At 64.3% G+C, this 15955-nt stretch carries 13 protein-coding genes; 8 read left to right on the top strand and 5 right to left on the bottom strand.

Going from position 1 to position 15955, the window contains the following annotated elements:
- The first annotated feature begins 5 nt into the window (after positions 1 to 5).
- From HAV40_RS11435 to HAV40_RS11410, 6 genes are all read left to right on the top strand, one after another.
- On the top strand, positions 6 to 1970 hold the full coding sequence (locus tag HAV40_RS11435) for a type I restriction-modification system subunit M (RefSeq protein WP_166380922.1): 1965 nt from the start codon (positions 6 to 8) through the stop codon (positions 1968 to 1970).
- A complete protein-coding gene (locus HAV40_RS11430) occupies positions 1967 to 3217 on the top strand; it encodes a restriction endonuclease subunit S (protein WP_166380921.1) in 1251 nt (416 codons plus the stop codon). The genes HAV40_RS11435 and HAV40_RS11430 overlap by 4 nt, the downstream gene beginning before the upstream one ends.
- A 281-nt stretch (positions 3218 to 3498) precedes the next feature.
- On the top strand, positions 3499 to 5673 hold the full coding sequence (locus HAV40_RS11425) for an AIPR family protein (protein WP_166380920.1): 2175 nt from the start codon (positions 3499 to 3501) through the stop codon (positions 5671 to 5673).
- A complete protein-coding gene (locus HAV40_RS11420) occupies positions 5670 to 8840 on the top strand; it encodes a type I restriction endonuclease subunit R (RefSeq protein ID WP_166380919.1) in 3171 nt (1056 codons plus the stop codon). Before HAV40_RS11425 ends, HAV40_RS11420 begins: the two co-directional genes overlap by 4 nt.
- Before the next feature lie 45 nt (positions 8841 to 8885).
- Positions 8886 to 10436, top strand: coding sequence for a protein kinase domain-containing protein (locus HAV40_RS11415; protein WP_166380918.1), 1551 nt, complete (start codon positions 8886 to 8888; stop codon positions 10434 to 10436).
- Entirely contained in the window at positions 10433 to 11395 is a 963-nt protein-coding gene (locus HAV40_RS11410; protein WP_166380917.1) for a phosphatidylserine/phosphatidylglycerophosphate/cardiolipin synthase family protein, read from the top strand. The genes HAV40_RS11415 and HAV40_RS11410 overlap by 4 nt, the downstream gene beginning before the upstream one ends.
- Positions 11396 to 11409: 14 nt before the next feature.
- Here HAV40_RS11410 and HAV40_RS11405 read toward each other — a convergent pair whose 3' ends face one another.
- From HAV40_RS11405 to HAV40_RS11385, 5 genes are all read right to left on the bottom strand, one after another.
- Positions 11410 to 12681 carry a GmrSD restriction endonuclease domain-containing protein gene (locus HAV40_RS11405; RefSeq protein ID WP_166380916.1) on the bottom strand — a complete coding sequence of 424 codons (1272 nt, stop codon included), beginning with the start codon at positions 12679 to 12681 and terminating at the stop codon, positions 11410 to 11412.
- 9 nt (positions 12682 to 12690) lie between these two features.
- A complete protein-coding gene (locus tag HAV40_RS11400) occupies positions 12691 to 13458 on the bottom strand; it encodes a DUF262 domain-containing protein (RefSeq protein WP_166380915.1) in 768 nt (255 codons plus the stop codon).
- A gap of 166 nt (positions 13459 to 13624) precedes the next feature.
- Positions 13625 to 14197 (bottom strand): tetratricopeptide repeat protein, encoded by a 573-nt coding sequence (locus tag HAV40_RS11395; protein WP_166380914.1) that lies wholly within the window; start codon positions 14195 to 14197, stop codon positions 13625 to 13627.
- On the bottom strand, positions 14166 to 14792 hold the full coding sequence (locus HAV40_RS11390; protein WP_166380913.1) for a hypothetical protein: 627 nt from the start codon (positions 14790 to 14792) through the stop codon (positions 14166 to 14168). Before HAV40_RS11390 ends, HAV40_RS11395 begins: the two co-directional genes overlap by 32 nt.
- 72 nt (positions 14793 to 14864) lie before the next feature.
- Positions 14865 to 15023, bottom strand: coding sequence for a hypothetical protein (locus HAV40_RS11385; RefSeq protein WP_166380912.1), 159 nt, complete (start codon positions 15021 to 15023; stop codon positions 14865 to 14867).
- A 262-nt stretch (positions 15024 to 15285) separates the two neighbouring features.
- Between HAV40_RS11385 and HAV40_RS11380 the strand changes: the two genes are divergently transcribed.
- On the top strand, positions 15286 to 15612 hold the full coding sequence (locus tag HAV40_RS11380; RefSeq protein WP_166380911.1) for a YbaB/EbfC family nucleoid-associated protein: 327 nt from the start codon (positions 15286 to 15288) through the stop codon (positions 15610 to 15612).
- Positions 15599 to 15955 (top strand): hypothetical protein, encoded by a 357-nt coding sequence (locus HAV40_RS11375; protein WP_166380910.1) that lies wholly within the window; start codon positions 15599 to 15601, stop codon positions 15953 to 15955. Before HAV40_RS11380 ends, HAV40_RS11375 begins: the two co-directional genes overlap by 14 nt.

Genomic DNA, 15955 nt, shown 5'->3' with positions numbered 1-15955 from the left:
TCATCGTGACCACACACCAGGAACTGGCCGGATTCATCTGGTCAGTTGCCGACCTGCTCCGCGGCGACTACCGGCAGTCCGAGTACGGCAAGGTCATCCTGCCGCTGACGGTGCTGCGCCGGCTGGAGTGCGTCATGGAGCCGACCCGTCAGGCCGTCTGGGACCGCGACGCGTCGCTCAACCTCGACAACAAGGACCAGCTGTTGAAGATTGCGGCGAAGCTGCCCTTCTACAACACGTCGAAGCAGGCCTTTGCCACTATCGGGGCGGACGCGGCCAGCGCCGACAAGAACCTGCGCGACTTCATCAACGGCTTCTCGCCCAACGCCCGCGAGATCCTCGACAAGTACGACTTCGATGCCCAGATCACCCGCCTGAAGAACGCCAAGCTGCTCTACCTCGTTGTGCAGAAGTTCGCCGACGTCGACCTGCGCCTCGACAAGGTCGACAACCACCAGATGGGGTACGTCTTCGAGGAGCTGATCCGGAAGTTCTCCGAAATCTCCAACGAGACCGCCGGTGAGCACTTCACCCCGCGCGAGGTAATTAAGCTGATGGTGAACCTGCTGCTGGCACCGGACGCGGGTGCGCTCACCGAACCCGGCCAGGTCATCAACATCCTCGACCCGGCCTGCGGGACAGGCGGCATGCTGTCTGCGGCCGAGGACCACATCGCATCGCTCAACCCGGGCGCGACCGTCACGCTGTTCGGTCAGGAACTTAACGCCGAGTCGTACGCCATCTGCCGGTCAGACATGATGCTCAAGGGCCAGGACCCGGCCAACATCGTGCTGGGGAACTCGTTCAGCGAGGACGGCCACCAGGGTCGGACCTTCGACTACATGCTGGCCAACCCGCCGTTCGGTGTCGAGTGGAAGAAGGTCAAGGAGGCAGTCGAAAAGGAAGCTGCCTTCGGCCACGCGGGCCGATTCGGGGCCGGCCTGCCGCGCATCAACGACGGCTCGTTCCTGTTCCTGCAGCACATGCTGTCCAAGATGCGGCCGGTGGAGAAGGGCGGCTCCCGGCTGGCGATCGTCTTCAACGGCTCGCCGCTGTTCACCGGCGCAGCTGAGTCGGGAGAGTCGAACATCCGTCGCTGGATCCTGGAGAACGACCTGCTGGAAGGCATCGTCGCGCTGCCCGACCAGCTCTTCTACAACACCGGGATCTCCACGTACTTCTGGATCCTGTCCAACCGCAAGGCATCCAAGCTGCGGAACAAGGTGGTGCTGCTCGATGCCCGCGACCAGTGGGCAAAAATGCGCAAGAGCCTTGGCGACAAGCGCAAGCTCATCACCGACGACCAGATCTCTGACATCACCCGCCTGTACGGCGAGGCCCTCACCGTCGCGTCCGACCCGGACCATCCCGGACACGCCAAGGTCAAGGTGTTCGCGACCACCGACTTCGGCTACCAGCGCATCACCGTGGAGCGCCCCCTCAAGCTGCGCTTCGAGATCACCGAGGAGACGCTGGCGGCGTTGGCCGAGGCCAAGCCGCTGGCGAGGTACGACTACCGCGACATGCTGATCACCGCGTTCAAGCCGCTCGTCGGCACGGTGTGGTGGACGAAGAAGGAAGCCAAGGTCACGCTGCTTGAGGCCGCAGCCGGATCGGGCGTGCCCTGGCCGACCGCCGCTGTCGAGAAGGGGTTGTGGGCCTCGATTGCAATCAGCGATGCGGACGGCGAGGTGCAGCAGGAGAAGTGCGAGGTGGTCCCCGACCCCGACCTGCGCGACTACGAGAACGTGCCACTCAACGAGGACGCTGATGAGTACTTCGCCCGCGAGGTGCTGCCCCATGTCCCTGACGCCTGGATCGACTACGCCAAGACCAAGACCGGGTACGAGATCCCATTCACCAGGCACTTTTACGTGTACACCCCGCCGCGGCCGCTCGCCAACATTGACGGTGAGCTGCGACAGCTTGAGTCCCAAATCCAGTCCCTGCTGCGCGAGGTGACCAAGTGATCCGAAGTGAAGTACCACTTAAGCGGTTGGTTGACCCGTACCGCCCGATCACCTACGGCATTGTTCAGGCAGGCCCGGACACGCCCGGTGGAACGCCATACATCCGCCCAGCTGATATGACCCCGAATGCGGGTGTGTTAGATCCTGAATCGCTCTTGCGCACTACACTTACGATCGCCGATTCGTATCGGCGCTCGACCATTCGTGATGGGGATCTCGTAGTTTCTATTGGACCTTCGTTCGGGAAGGTCATGATTGTCCCGCCCGCCCTAGCGGGCGCTAATCTTACCCAGGGGACTGCTCGGGTTGCTCCGGGCCCTAATGTTGAAGCTCGTTTTCTCTACTGGGCGTTGCAATCCGCGATCGCTGTCAAATTCTGGGAGTCAAGTGTCGGCGGTGCGACTTTCCGTGCCCTGAATCTTGAACCGCTGTCGCGCACACCTGTCGCCCTCATGGACTTGGGCGAGCAGCGGCGCATCGCCGACTTCCTCGACTCGGAGGTGAGTCGCCTGGACGAACTAAGTGCATTACGGCTCAAACAACTAGCAACCTTATCTGAGTATCTACTGTGTGCCGTCTCTTCGATCGCCGATGGCGCTCGGGACGTTCCCATGGTGCGTCTTGGGTATTTGGCAAAAGTACAGTCGGGTATCACTGTGGATTCCAGTCGAGATTTGTCGGGCGATGTTGTGAGGCGTCCGTATCTGCGAGTCGCCAACGTCCAGGAGGGATTTGTGGCGCTCGATTCAGTGACTGAAGTGACAGTCCCGAGGCAGATGGCGGCGGTCAGCACGCTTCGTCCTGGCGATGTTCTCATGACGGAAGGGGGGGACCTCGACAAGTTGGGGCGGGGTACCGTCTGGCGGGGCGAATTGTTTGACTGCCTTCACCAAAACCATGTCTTTGCGGTTCGTCCAGATCCTCGAAAGCTTGACCCAGATTATCTTGCCTTGTTGACCCGGTCGACCCATGCACGCTCTCATTTCGAGAGCACGGGGGTCAGGACGACGAACCTGGCTTCAACAAGCAGCAGTAAGATTCGTGATCTCAGGGTTCCGTTGGTTGACCTTGAGGAGCAGCGAGTGACTGTTCGACGGATCAACGCGGAGGTCGAAAAGATTGCGGCCCTTCGCAGGGCACTCACGGATCAGCTTTCTTTGATCAGTGAGCGACGTCAGGCGATGGTCACTGTGGCGGTAACCGGTCAGCTGGACGTGTCGACGGCTAGGGGAGCGGACCTATCGTGAGAGTGCGGGCGTGTTTAGGGAGGCGCCCTCTAGGAATAGAAGCCAGAACTCCTCGGCTCCCTTGGGGAGATGTGTCCGTACCTGTTCGGCAGCCTGGCGCAGGGCTTAACGGCCAAGACCGTCGACGTCTCAGATCTTCAGATGATGTGAGTTTCGGTGCGCCCTCCCGTTGAACAACGGGAAGGCGTTGCTCGTATCAAGGGCACGAAATAGCTCATGGGCAGTCTCGCGAATAAGGCCGGGTGCCGAATCTTGCTGCTGAATGAGCAGCGCAGGCGATCATGGCCACGACGGTGGTGAGAAATTCGATGTCTCAGTTGAGGAAAGGGCACGTTGTGACTATTGAAGCTGCGCGTCAGGTCACCGTCATGGCCGAGGCACTTAAACGCGATTTCGCTGACCTCATCGACATCAGCGACTTTACGCATCCGGATCTCGGCGAGAGGCGTCGCAAGTTCCTGACGCGAGCACTGGGCGCACTTGTCGTACGCGACTACGTCGGTTGTGACGCTCGGGCCGCGGCTGACTTCGTCGTCGACGGTGGCCAGGACTTCGGCATTGATGCACTGGCAATCTCCGAGGGCGCGCCCAGGTTGTGGCTGATTCAGACCAAGTGGAGTGACAAGGGTGAAGCCAAACTTGGCGAACTCGAAGTCATGACTATGGTCGACGGGCTGCGGAAGATCGACCAATTTGACTTCGCCCGGTTCAACCCTCGGTTCCAGCAGCACGCGGAGCGCGTGAAGACGGTGCTGAGTGACCGGCGCGCTCGCATCACGCTGGTGCTGGCGCTCATGCGGAAGGACGAACTCCACGAGAACGTGACCCAGCGACTGGAGGACGTCCGGCGTGAGTTCAATGCGTATGGCGAGCACCTTGACGTGAAGGTCCTCTACGGACGAGACCTCTGGGAGATGATGCGCCGATCAAGTCAGCCGGACCCGATCGACCTTGCCCTGATCATGGATCGTTGGTTCCAGTTGGAGACACCGATGCGGGCCATCGTCGGGGTCGTCTCGGCGGCGGAAGTCGCCGACTGGCACACCACCCATGGCGACCGACTGTTCAGCAAGAACATTCGCGAGTCGCTCGGGCTCACGCATGTCAACGCAGGTCTCGTTCGGACTCTCACGGAAGACCCCCACGACTTCTGGTACTACAACAACGGCATCACGGTGCTGTGTGACGACCTGGATGTGAAGCTCCGGTCGAAGGGTCTGCCAAGTGGGCCGGTCGACCTGAAGATTACGGGTGCCAGCGTCGTGAATGGGGCCCAGACCGTCGCGGCCGTCGCACGGGCAGTGAACCAGGAGGAGACCGCAGGCTATGCATTTGTCAATGTCCGAATAATCGAGACGTCGGACACTGCCGTTGGTTCACAGATCACCAAGGCCACGAACACGCAAAACCACGTCGAGCGCCGGGACTTCGTCGCCCTCGATCCGATCCAGGCCCAGATCAAGGATGAATTCGCCGCAGCGCTGGGGCTAACGTATTCGATCCGGCGTAGCGAACTCGAGCCGCCGGCGGAATCCGGGTGCTCTGTTCGGGTGGCCGCGGTGGCGCTCGCCTCTGCCCATCCTAGCGCCGAGCTTGCCGTGCGGGCACGCGTCGCCGAGGATCTGTTGTGGGAGGACGGGCCTAAGGGTGCCTACCGGCTGCTCTTCGGCTCGAAGCCTAGCGCGATCCAGATCTGGCGGTCGGTGCAGCTTCTGCGGTCTGTACTCGAATCACTCCATGCTGGCCAGGCATCCAGGGAGGGCCGAGCCGCCGCAGTAGCCGAGCATGGGAACCTGCTCGTCGCGCACCTGGTGTTCCAACGGATCGGCCGTGACGGTGTCGACGACCCCGACTTCGACTGGAACGATGTCCTCGGTCAGGTGCCCGGGCTGGTCGATGTGGCATTGCAATGGCTCATCCATGCGGTGGATGAGATCATCGGCGCGAATAAGCTGATCGGTGCTACATTCTCGAACCCTGAACGCGTCAGATCGCTGGTTCAATTCGCCTTGCAGAAGCTGGACGAAGGAGCTTCGGTACCGGAGTTGCCGGATTCATATCGAGTCCTGCCTAAGCAGCGCACGCGCCGAGCCAGCAGTGTTCAGATTCTCGTAGATGCTCGCATGATTAAGGACGGCACCACACTCAAATTCGGAGCCGACACCGCTCCGGAGCGGGCCGCACTGGCCGATTGGTTGTCGGCTGACCCGCGTCGGGAGACGGCCACGTGGGTGAACGACCGGACGAAGCCGCTGCTTTGGGCAGTCGACGCGAAGCGATACAGCCCCAGCGGGCTGGTCATGCGAATGTGGGCTCTGGCGGAGTGGGCTGAGGCTTCGGTCGCAGTTCAGGGCACTAAACGCTGGTCAGTGCCCGGCGAAGGAACTCTGGTGGAGATGGCAGAAGCGGTGCTGCGTGCGGGGGAGCTGCCTTTGGCCGGGGAGGAGCTGCTGTGACCGGGGTATACAAGGAGAAGTCGTTCGAGGATGTGATAGAGGCTGAGCTCTTGGCCACCTGTTGGCATTCGGGTAATCCGGGCTCGTATTCGACGGAGCTGGGCCTTGACGGTGACGAACTATTCACCTTTATCGGTGCCACGCAGCACAACGCGTTCGAGCGGCTGGTCGAGGCGTATGGCGACATCGGCTCGGCACAGATTGCTTTCAAGAAGCGGCTGGCGGGAGAGATCGACAAGCGCGGCGTGCTGGATGTGCTGCGCAACGGGGTCAAGGATCGGGGCGTCACGATTCAGCTCGTGTACTTCCGCCCAGGTCACACCCTCGCCGCTGGTGCGCTAGACGAGTACAACGCCAACCGGCTGACGGTGGTACGCCAGTTGCGCTACTCGGCCAGGACGCCGGAGAAGTCACTGGACCTGGCGTTGTTCGTCAACGGCATCCCGGTGGCGACCGCCGAGTTAAAGAACCCACTGACCGGCCAGACGGTCGAGGACGCGAAGGAGCAGTACCGCAATGACCGTGACGCGAAGGAGCTCATCTTCGCCAAGCGGACCCTGGTGCACTTCGCGGTCGACCCGCACCTGGTGTTCCTGACGACTCGGCTGGCCGGGGACCAGACCCGGTTCCTGCCGTTCAACATGGGCTCGCACGGTCCAGGCGTCTCCGGCGGGTCCGGCAACCCGTCCGCGAAGGAGGACGGCTACCAGGCGTCGTACCTATGGCGGCAGATCTGGCAGCGGGACGCCTGGCTGGAGCTGCTGCAGCGATTCATGCACGTGGAGAACCCACGCGCCCGCAACGGCAAGAGCGGCACCGCGGACCCGCACACCAGTCCGCTGATCTTCCCCCGGTTCCACCAGTGGCACGCCGTGCAGCAGATGACCGCGCACGCAGCACGCCACGGCGCGGGCACCAACTACCTGATCGAGCATTCGGCCGGCTCGGGCAAGTCGAACACGATCGCCTGGTTGGCCCACCGGCTGTCCACGCTGCACACCCCGGAGAGCCCTGCGGCGCTCGACGAGCTCGCGCTGAAGGCCGGGCTGCGGCCGAACATCCCGGTCTTCGACAAGGTCATCGTTATCACCGACCGGGTGGTGCTCGACCGGCAGCTGCAGGACACGATCTACCAGTTCGACCACGTGACCGGGGTCGTGCAGAAGATCGACGAGAACTCGCAGCAGCTCGCGGACGCGCTGGCCGGATCTACCGCCCGCATCGTCATCACGACTCTGCAGAAGTTCCCGTACGTGCTGGACAAGGTGTCCGCGTTGGGGGAGAAGCGGTACGCAGTCATCATCGACGAGGCGCACTCGTCGCAGTCCGGCGAGTCGGCGAACGCGCTGAAGAAGGCGCTGGGCCGGCACGGGTTCGACGACATGGACGACGGCGACCTGCTCACCGCCTCGGCGATGGCCCGCGGCCGGCACCCGAACCTGTCGTACTTCGCGTTCACCGCGACCCCGAAGTCGAAGACGCTGGAGCTGTTCGGCATGAAGGACCCGGAGACGGGTAACTGGCGGCCGTTCCACGTGTACTCGATGCGGCAGGCGATCGACGAGGGCTTCATCCTCGACGTGCTGCGCAACTACATCACCTACCAGGCCCGCTGGCGGCTGACCAACGCCGCAGTCGAGGCGTCGGAGCAGGCCGACCCCGAGGTCGACCCGCGTAAGGCCAAGGCGAAGCTGGTCCGGGCCGCCGAGCTGCACCCGTCGTCGCAGGACCAGCGGGCGCAGATCATCGTGGACCATTTCCAGAAGGAGATCGCCGACCGGCTGGGCAGCCGGGCCAAGGCCATGGTGGTCACCCGGTCGCGTGAGCACGCCGTGCGCCTCTACCAGGCGATTCGCCGGTATATCGAGAAGCTGGAACTGACCGACTGCACGCCGCTGGTCGCGTTCTCCGGCACGCTGAGCATCGACGACATCGACTATACCGAGCCGAAGCTCAACGGCTTCCCCGAGCCGGCGCTGCCGGACCGGTTCGCGTACACGGAGATCGACGATCCGCAGGCGCTGGCCCGCAACCAGACCGAGTACCGGATCCTGGTTGTGGCCGAGAAGTACCAGACCGGCTTCGACCAGCCGCTGCTCACCGCAATGTACGTCGACAAGCCGCTGGCCGGAGTCGCAGCGGTGCAGACGCTTTCGCGGCTCAACCGCACCAACCGGTACAAGACGCAGGACGACGTGGTCGTGCTCGACTTCGCCAACGACGCCGAGCACCTTCAGGCGGCCTTCAAGCCGTACTTCGAGACGACGATCACTGAGCCGACCGACCCGAACCTGCTCTACGACAAGGAGCGGGAGGTCATGGACCACCAGCTTCTGGTGGCCTCGGAGATGCAGGCGTTCGTGGACGCCCTGCTGAACGCCGAGCAGTCCTCGGCCAGCGAGGCGCAGCTGCAGAAGGCGCACGCGCAGCTCTACCACTTCACCCAGCCGGCCGTTGACCGGTTCAAGGAGCTGGCCGACCGGGAGCCGGAGCAGGCCGAGGAGTTCCGGTCGTCGCTGTCGGACTACTTGCGGGCGTACAGCTTCCTGGCGCAGATCGCCGGCTATACCGACCCGGAGCTCGAGCGGCTCTACCTCTATGGCAGGCACCTGTTCAACCGGCTGCCCCGCCAGCCCAGCGCGGGCGTCGACGTCGGCGACGCGACGCTGAGCCACCTGCGCATCGACAAGACCGGCAAGCACGATCTCAAACTCGCCCCGGCCGGTGAGCACCTGATTCCCGGCTTCTCTCCCGACGGCGGGGTCGGTAAGGAGGTCGAGGAGGTGCCGCTCAGCGAGGTCATCGCCGACCTCAACGACCGCTTCGGCCTCGACCTTGGCACCTCGGACCAGATCCTGCTGGTCCAGCAGATCGTGTCGCTGGTGATGGACGACAAGATGCAGGCCGTCGCGCTGCAGAACGACCTGGACAAGTTCGGCCAGGTCGCCGACAAGCAGCTCGACAACGTCGTCGCGGAGAATCACGACAGCAACACCGACTTCGTCCGGCGCTACTTCGACAACCCGGAGTTCCAGGCCGCGATCAAGCAGGTGGCACGCAAGCGGGCGTACGACCTGATCCGCAGCCCGGCCCGTGACGAGGCGCTGCGCAGGCTGCGGGCAGCGACCAACACGGACACGCAGGGTCGTGAGACAGTTACGCCTTAACGGTTGTGGCGGTCTCGCGGCCGTCGGGCACGGGCAGGGGTGGGCATGAGCGACGCGGCACCGATCGACGAGTGGCTGCTGGCCGGCCGCTACCGGGTCGACGCGCCGATCGGTTCCGGCGGCATGGGCGAGGTCTGGCGCGGCTATGACCAGCAGCTCGATCGCCGGATCGCGATCAAGCTCATGCACCGCCCCACGCCCATGCCGCTTCCCTCGGGCAGCCCCGAGGCGGCGGCCCTCATCGAGGCCGCCGTGCTGGACCGGGAGCGGTTCCTGCGGGAGATCCGCACTACCGCCCGGCTCGACCACTCCGGCATCCCCACCGTGTACGACTTCGGGGTCGAAGAAGCCAGCGGCCGCATCTACCTGGTCATGCAGCTGCTCTACGGCCAGACCCTTGCCGAGGCGATCCCGAACTCGCTACAGCAGCCGGTGTCGTGGAGCGCCGCGATCGGCGCCCAGATCGCGGCGACGCTCGTGGACGTGCACCGCGTCGACGTCGTGCACCGCGACATCAAGCCCAGCAACGTCATGCTCACGACCAGTGGCGTGATCAAGTTGCTCGACTTCGGCGTCGCCGTGCTGCAGGGCGCGGCTGCGCTGCCCCGGCTCACCCAGATCGGCAAGACGGTCGGCAGCCCGCCCTACATGTCGCGTGAGCAGGCCCTCGGTAACCTGGTCGGACCTCCGACCGACGTGTACGCCCTCGGTTGCGTGCTGTACGAGATGCTCACCGGCCGGGTGCCGTTCGAGGCCAGCCCCACCCGGTCGTACCAGGACCACCATGTCAACACCCCGGCCCGATCGGTGCGGTTGCTCCGCGGCGATGTGCCCGACGAGCTCGACGAGCTGATCCTGGCGATGCTTGCCAAGCAGCCGGGCGAGCGCCCCGAGGCGGAGGCCGTCTACGAGGCACTGCTGCCGTTCGTCGGCGCCGGCGTGACTGGCGTCCCCGGCGAACGCGACCCGCGCCGGCCGTTCCTGCGCCCGCTGGCCCCGACGCCGCGGTCAGTGCGCCCGCGCGGCCCAGCGCCCGCGAAGGTCGACGCCGTGCCGCTCGACGTCGATGAAGCCCTCGCCGTGCTTGCCCGGATGCGCGAACTGCTGGACGAGGGTCACCTGCAGCAGGCCGTCGACCTGCTTGAGGACGCGTACGCCCGGGCGGGACATCAGCCCGAGCTCGCCCTTGAGATAGGCCTGGACCTCGCCCTCGCGCTGTACGACGGCGACGAGTTCACCCGCGCCGCCGACCTGCTCGACCGCCTGCTGCCGGAGTTGGTGCTGCGTGACGGCGACGACGACGCCTACGTGCAATACCTGCGCTACGCGGCGGGAACCAGCCATGCGCAGATCGACAGCGCAGATGACGCGGTCCGTTACCTGACGGACTACCTCGCCCACGCCGACGCGAACGACCCGCTGTACCGGGATGCGATGTACAGCCGGGGGATCATGCTGCACGCCTCCGGCCACGCCGCCGCGGGCCTCGCTGACCTAGACGGTGTCCTTCCGCTGCTCGCCGCCGAGTACGGCCCGGACTCCATACACGTGCGAACTCTCGAACGCCGCATCGAGAAGCTCAGGAGTCAGCCATGATCCAGCTGGTTGCCGACGACGTATGGCCGGGTCTTGCCGACCACCTCGGCACCGAAGCCCGGACCGTCGCTGCCATCGCCTACGTCGGCGCTGCTGCAGCCGACCTACTTCAACTGGAGCCTGGAGATTCGGTGATCGTGGACGGCTCCGACAGGGTCGTCTCCGCTGGTGGAGTCGATCCGGAGGTCATCAGCACCTGGCTGGACCAGGGCGTCGACGTGCGCTCGCTGCCCGGCCTACACGCCAAGGTCATGCTCGTCGAGTCAGAACCGCCTGTTGGCATCGTCGGTTCTGCGAACGCCTCGGCGAACTCCCGCAACCTATTCGAAGCCGCGATCGTCACGACAGATAACGGTCTGTGCGACCAACTGAAGGAGCAATTGGACGTCTGGTGGACCCGAAGCGACGAGGTCGACGCCCGGTGGCTCGCCCACGCGCGAGCGATCTACCAGCCACCGCGATCGGGTCCAGGTCGGCGCTCGCCTGGATCGAAGGCCGCAGCGGCTGGGCCCATCTGGTTGGGCAAGACGACGCCGTCCGACTACGACCTGGGTCCGAAGGCGGAAGCTGAGCTGTCTCGTCTGACCGCGCGTTACGGCGAAGGGATGGTGGAGACCTGGCAGCTTTACGACGACGACGAAGATCGCCTGCTGAGAGGCCATGAGGTGGTGCTCTTCGAGGTCTCCGTCGAAGGCGGCGAGCCACACGGCAACACTGCCGCCTCCGCTCCCGCAGTCGTGGCACGGGTGATCGTGGACCCCGGAAGCTCGCCGGTGGCGCTGCTGGTCCGTACCGATGACACGTATGCGCAGCAGGGGATCAGGTTCGGTCGCGTACGGCAGGCACTCTGGGACGTCGGAGCCGAGGTCGGCTGGGACGAGCCATATGCGGCGAACTCCGCGGCCGCCGAGGCGATCCGTGGCCTGTGGATCCCGCGGCTGCGGAACCCACAGGCCTAGGACGCAGACGCCGGCTACTCGGCTGGGGCGTCGATCTCCAGACCGATCATCTTGGCCAGCTCGTCCGCAGTCATGCGTTGGCTCGATGCAGCCTTGCCATGAGCGTCGAACTGGACGCCCTCAGCCTCGAGCACGGCTCGTGGGTCATCGGTGCGCTGCGGGTCGGGCCAGCGGAACTCGGGCGAGATGGTTCCATTGAGCTTGAGGACACGGTGCGCGTTGGGCACCGCGACGGTGGCCACACGCACACCCACAGGCACCTGGTGGGAACCGATCACCGTCGCGACATCGGTGTAGCTCGTCCAGCGGCCGGCTGGCACCGACGCCAGCACCGTCGTCATCAAGGACCACTGCGGCTTCACGGGCTCAGTGCTCGCGGTATTGTCCGGGCCTGGCCATACCGTGATGATCTTCTCGGCGATCGCGCGCCCGCGCCGGTGGATCTCAGTACGTCCCCACCGCGGAGCGTCGGCTATCTCGCGGTTCATGACCAGGCCGCTGTCGGCCAGGATCTTCTTCTTCGCATCGAAGGTGTCGTTGGCGAGCTTGGAGTTGTACGCGGTCAGGCTCAAGTTGCCGAGGGTATGCACCAGCGAGCTGTGGAGCTCATCAGGGGCCTCGTCGGGCGCGTCTGTCGCCAGCATCTCCAGCCACTCGGGGGTGGGGGACTGCGGCAGAACGTGCTCGATGGTCAGCTTCGCGGTGGTGAAGTCCAGGGGCTCCGCGTGTTCGTAGGCCTCCTCGATGCACCGCAGTACATAGCTACGCTGTGGCCCGCGACCATTCCAATAGAATGGATTCGCCAGGACCGCCTCACGCACCAACGCGTCAGTCGGGAAGCGGCGTCGGGGCGCGGAAAGCAGCCGAGTGATCTCTGCCGCAGTGGGCACCGAGTCACGAAGGTCCTTCACCACCGACATGAGGAAGCGGTTGGTGTTGTTGGTCGCGATACCGGCGATCATGCGCCGCACGAGGTAACTCTCCACCACCCGCAGCGCACTTGCGGCTTCCTCATGGGTAAGGCGGCCGTCGTCCTGAGCCAGCGACACGAGCAAGGCGATCGGCTCGACAACGGCCGCACCCCAGCGCTTGAGCCGGTCCAACGCACGGCGCAGTGTCGGGTGCGGCTCCTTCTCCGGGCGCAAGATCCGGTCATAGAGCCGCGCTCGACGGTGCAGCTCGACGATCCAAGCCTCGACTTCAGCCTCGCCGGCGAGCTGCTTCAACCGCTGCTGTTGAAAGTGGTAAGTGGACTCCTGCGTGGCACGGTCATCGCCGCGGAGCACCAGGTCAAGCTAGACAAGCTGAGTGAGCTGGTCATCATCGAGCAGGTTCTGCAAAGGCAGCCACTGGAACTCGTATACGTGATCGGCTCGGGTCGTCAGCCGCATGAAAAGGTAATTGCGGAGCAGGTCTGCCTGGGTGAGCCGCTGGCCGGTGTGGTTGAGCGATTCGAAGATGCGGTGAACGTTGTCGTCGGCATGCGCGGCGATTTCCACAATGCTGAGGCGGCCCACAATGACCTGCTCGACCCGTGCCAGGTCGAGAGGTGGTTCGGTGTCGTCGGTCGTGGCGAGGACAGACCTGAAGAAGTTGTAGGCCTGGCCGACAAGGTCATCACCGCCCGCGTCAGGCGTGTGCTCCACAAGAGAAATCCATGACCTGCGATCGGCCTGCGTGGGTAGCAGCGTGTAACGCTCATGCCCGACCGCGTATTTGTTGAGTAAATAGAGATCATCGATTCTCGCGGCTGCGTGTGGGTCCCCATTCCTTAAATGATCACGAATAGCGCATAGCAGGATGCTGAGGGTGGTCAGTCGTTGCTGGCCATCCACCACCAGCCAGCTCTGCACACCTGCCGGGGTGTTGGCCGGGCTTGGAGCGAGAACCAATGACCCGAGGAAGTGTGTGGTTGAGGCGTCAGCGTGTTCCAGACTGAGGATGTCATCCCACAGTTGCTGAAGGTGATGGCGTTTCCAGCTGTATCGGCGTTGGTAGAGCGGAACCAGATACTGACGCTCACCTTGTAGGAGGCCCTTTAACGTCGTTTCGCTTGCCTTCACCGCGCCTCCAGCCGCTATGGATCAGGTGATCCTCCCACGCAGGGCAGGTCCATTAGAGGTCTGTCGGGAAGGCGACTGTCTCGTGGACTCCAGACGTGTCGGGTGGCGTCACCCCGAAACGGCACCGGTCTGGCCCGGTCGCGCACCCATCGTCTCGCGCCAGGCGTCAAACGGTCCCGCGCGCGGGGCTGTCGATCCCGAGGTTGCTGAGCAGCTTCGCCAAGTCATCCGCCCGCGTGCCGCTGCCGGGCAGCAAACGCAGATCGTCAAGCAACCCAAAGAGCGTTTTTTGGGCAGCCGATCGTTCGCCCAGGCCGAACTGAAGCAGGCCGATCTGCTTGCGTAGTTCGGACGTTCGTGGATCGGTCTCACCGTAGAACTGTCGTTTGTCGTCGAGTAACTCGTCCAGCTCGCGCAGGGCATCGCCCGGATTGCCGGTGAGCGCGTGGCAGCTCGCTGCCTTCTGCCGACATTCGAACAGCAGGTCCGCCAGATCAGAGTCGGCAAGATCCGCGGCTAACCCTTGATAGACAGGCGCGGCGCTGCGATAGTCGCCACTTTCGAACAGGGACTGTGCCAGCTCGTGTCGCACCTGCAGCACGTCGCCGTCAGTGCTGCCGAAGGTCTGCCTCGCCAGTCGTTCGACCTTCGCGAGCGCAGCAGCCGCCTGCCGGAAGCACGTTCGCTCGGCCATCTCACGTGCCTGGTCACGAACCGCGGCCAGCTGTTCCCTGGTCATCGGGTGCGGGGATGCCATGGCAGCGACGTCCGGTTCCGATGGGATGGTGGAGTTGTGGATCGTCGCTGCGGCGGTGGACGGAAATATCCGTTCCAAGGCGCCAGCGTAAAGGCGGACTGGCCCTTCCGCGGCAGACGTGTTCAGCGTCCCGCGCAGCGGGCCGAGGTCGGCGATGAACGACCCAGTCTGCCGCGGTGGTGTCCTCGCTGGTGACCACCGATCGTCCGGCGACAGTCACCAGCTGGTGCCAGTAGTAGCAGCGGAGATTTGCCCGCCATGCCTCCACCTGCTCGCCGGACCAGCCCGGTAGCAGTGGGTGAGGAACCGGGTTTTCGTCGGGCCGCAGGATGATCGCGGTCAGCGGGCGGACGGAGAAATCCGACTTGAGAAGTCGTGATCGCTGCTCGCGTTGGCGGCCGACCAGGTAGTCGGTGACCTCGCGCTGAGCCGTGACGTAATCGTGCTGTGAACGCGAGTCGGAGAGGGCATCACGCCATCCGGTTTTGGTCCAGAAGGTGTGCAGGTGAGCGACCCGTCCCGCATCCGGGATCTGGCGCAGCCAACGAGGACGTGTCCGCTGCGCCTCGGCGACCAACTCCGCAGCCTCGGCGCTGGCCTCGGTCGGCAGACGGTTCCGCCGGCCGGTGCCGATGGCCTTGAGGATTCGCTACCGAACATCGAGTTTCGGATGGCCCAGCACTTCGACCAGCGTGCTCGGCGCCATCATCACCCGAATCGACCGCCGGGTGACCTCGGCGTCGAACGTTCGCACCATGCCCGCGTCGCCCAGGTACGACCGCAGGTTGGTGTCGAGCATGACGCGCACGCTCAGCATCGTGACAAGGACGTCGATGCCATGTCGAGCAGTTTGTCACCCAGGCATACGTCTTACTCCATCGGTCGTGGCTGCAGACCCTGCGGGCTAGCCCCAGTCGGGTGAACATTGCTACAGCTGCCCGCTGCGGCGCTCGTCACCCGAGTCGGCGGTGTGATCCATTCTGGGGCCTATCGCATCGACGGCAGGGCTGCTGGGCCCCTGGTGCTAGCCTGCGTCCTGGGTTGACAGGCTCGGGGGAGGCGGCTGCCACGTGTTCGAATCCGATGCAGACAGGCTCGACGACCGCATCGAAGCTTGGCAGGTCGTGCTGGAAGACCGTGCCCGTCGGGCTGCAGACCTGGCAACGCAGGTCCGTGATCTGAGGGTCGATGCCTCCATTGGCCATGGGTTGATTACCGCAACCGTTGATCAGGCAGGGCGTCTCAAGGATCTCAAGCTCGACGAGCGTGTCCGTAGCTGGCCCGTGGAGCGGATTGCTCAAGGCGTGCTGGCCGCTACAGACGCCGCCCATCAGGCGCTTGCCGCACACGTTCGTGAACTCACTGTCGAGTCGGGATTCGGCAATGCTGACCACTGATGATGGCGGCGCGAGCGCGGAGATCGTTGCGCCCGACGAGCAGATCAGCCGACATGCCCAGACAGTCGATCGTCTGGCGGATCGCGCTGACATGGCATATGGAGCCGCACGCCACGTGAGTATGGATGGCGATGCCTACGGCAAAGCGTGCGCCTTCATCCCGGCGAACCTAGTGCCGCTCCAGACGCGCATCGCCGCGTTGATGCAGATGTCGGCACAACACATGGAGTCCATGGGTGCCGCTCTGAACTCGATCGGCCCGACCTATCAGGCCGCGGACAACCGGATCAGCGCTCAACTCGATGCCCTCACCCACAGCCGTTCTGGCGACAGGCAGGCCTGA

The organism is Catellatospora methionotrophica (assembly GCF_011297335.1).
Classification (GTDB): Bacteria; Actinomycetota; Actinomycetes; order Mycobacteriales; family Micromonosporaceae; genus Catellatospora; species Catellatospora methionotrophica.
Note: the sequence above shows the minus strand (reverse complement) of the source record. Positions and strands in the feature narration are given on the sequence as shown.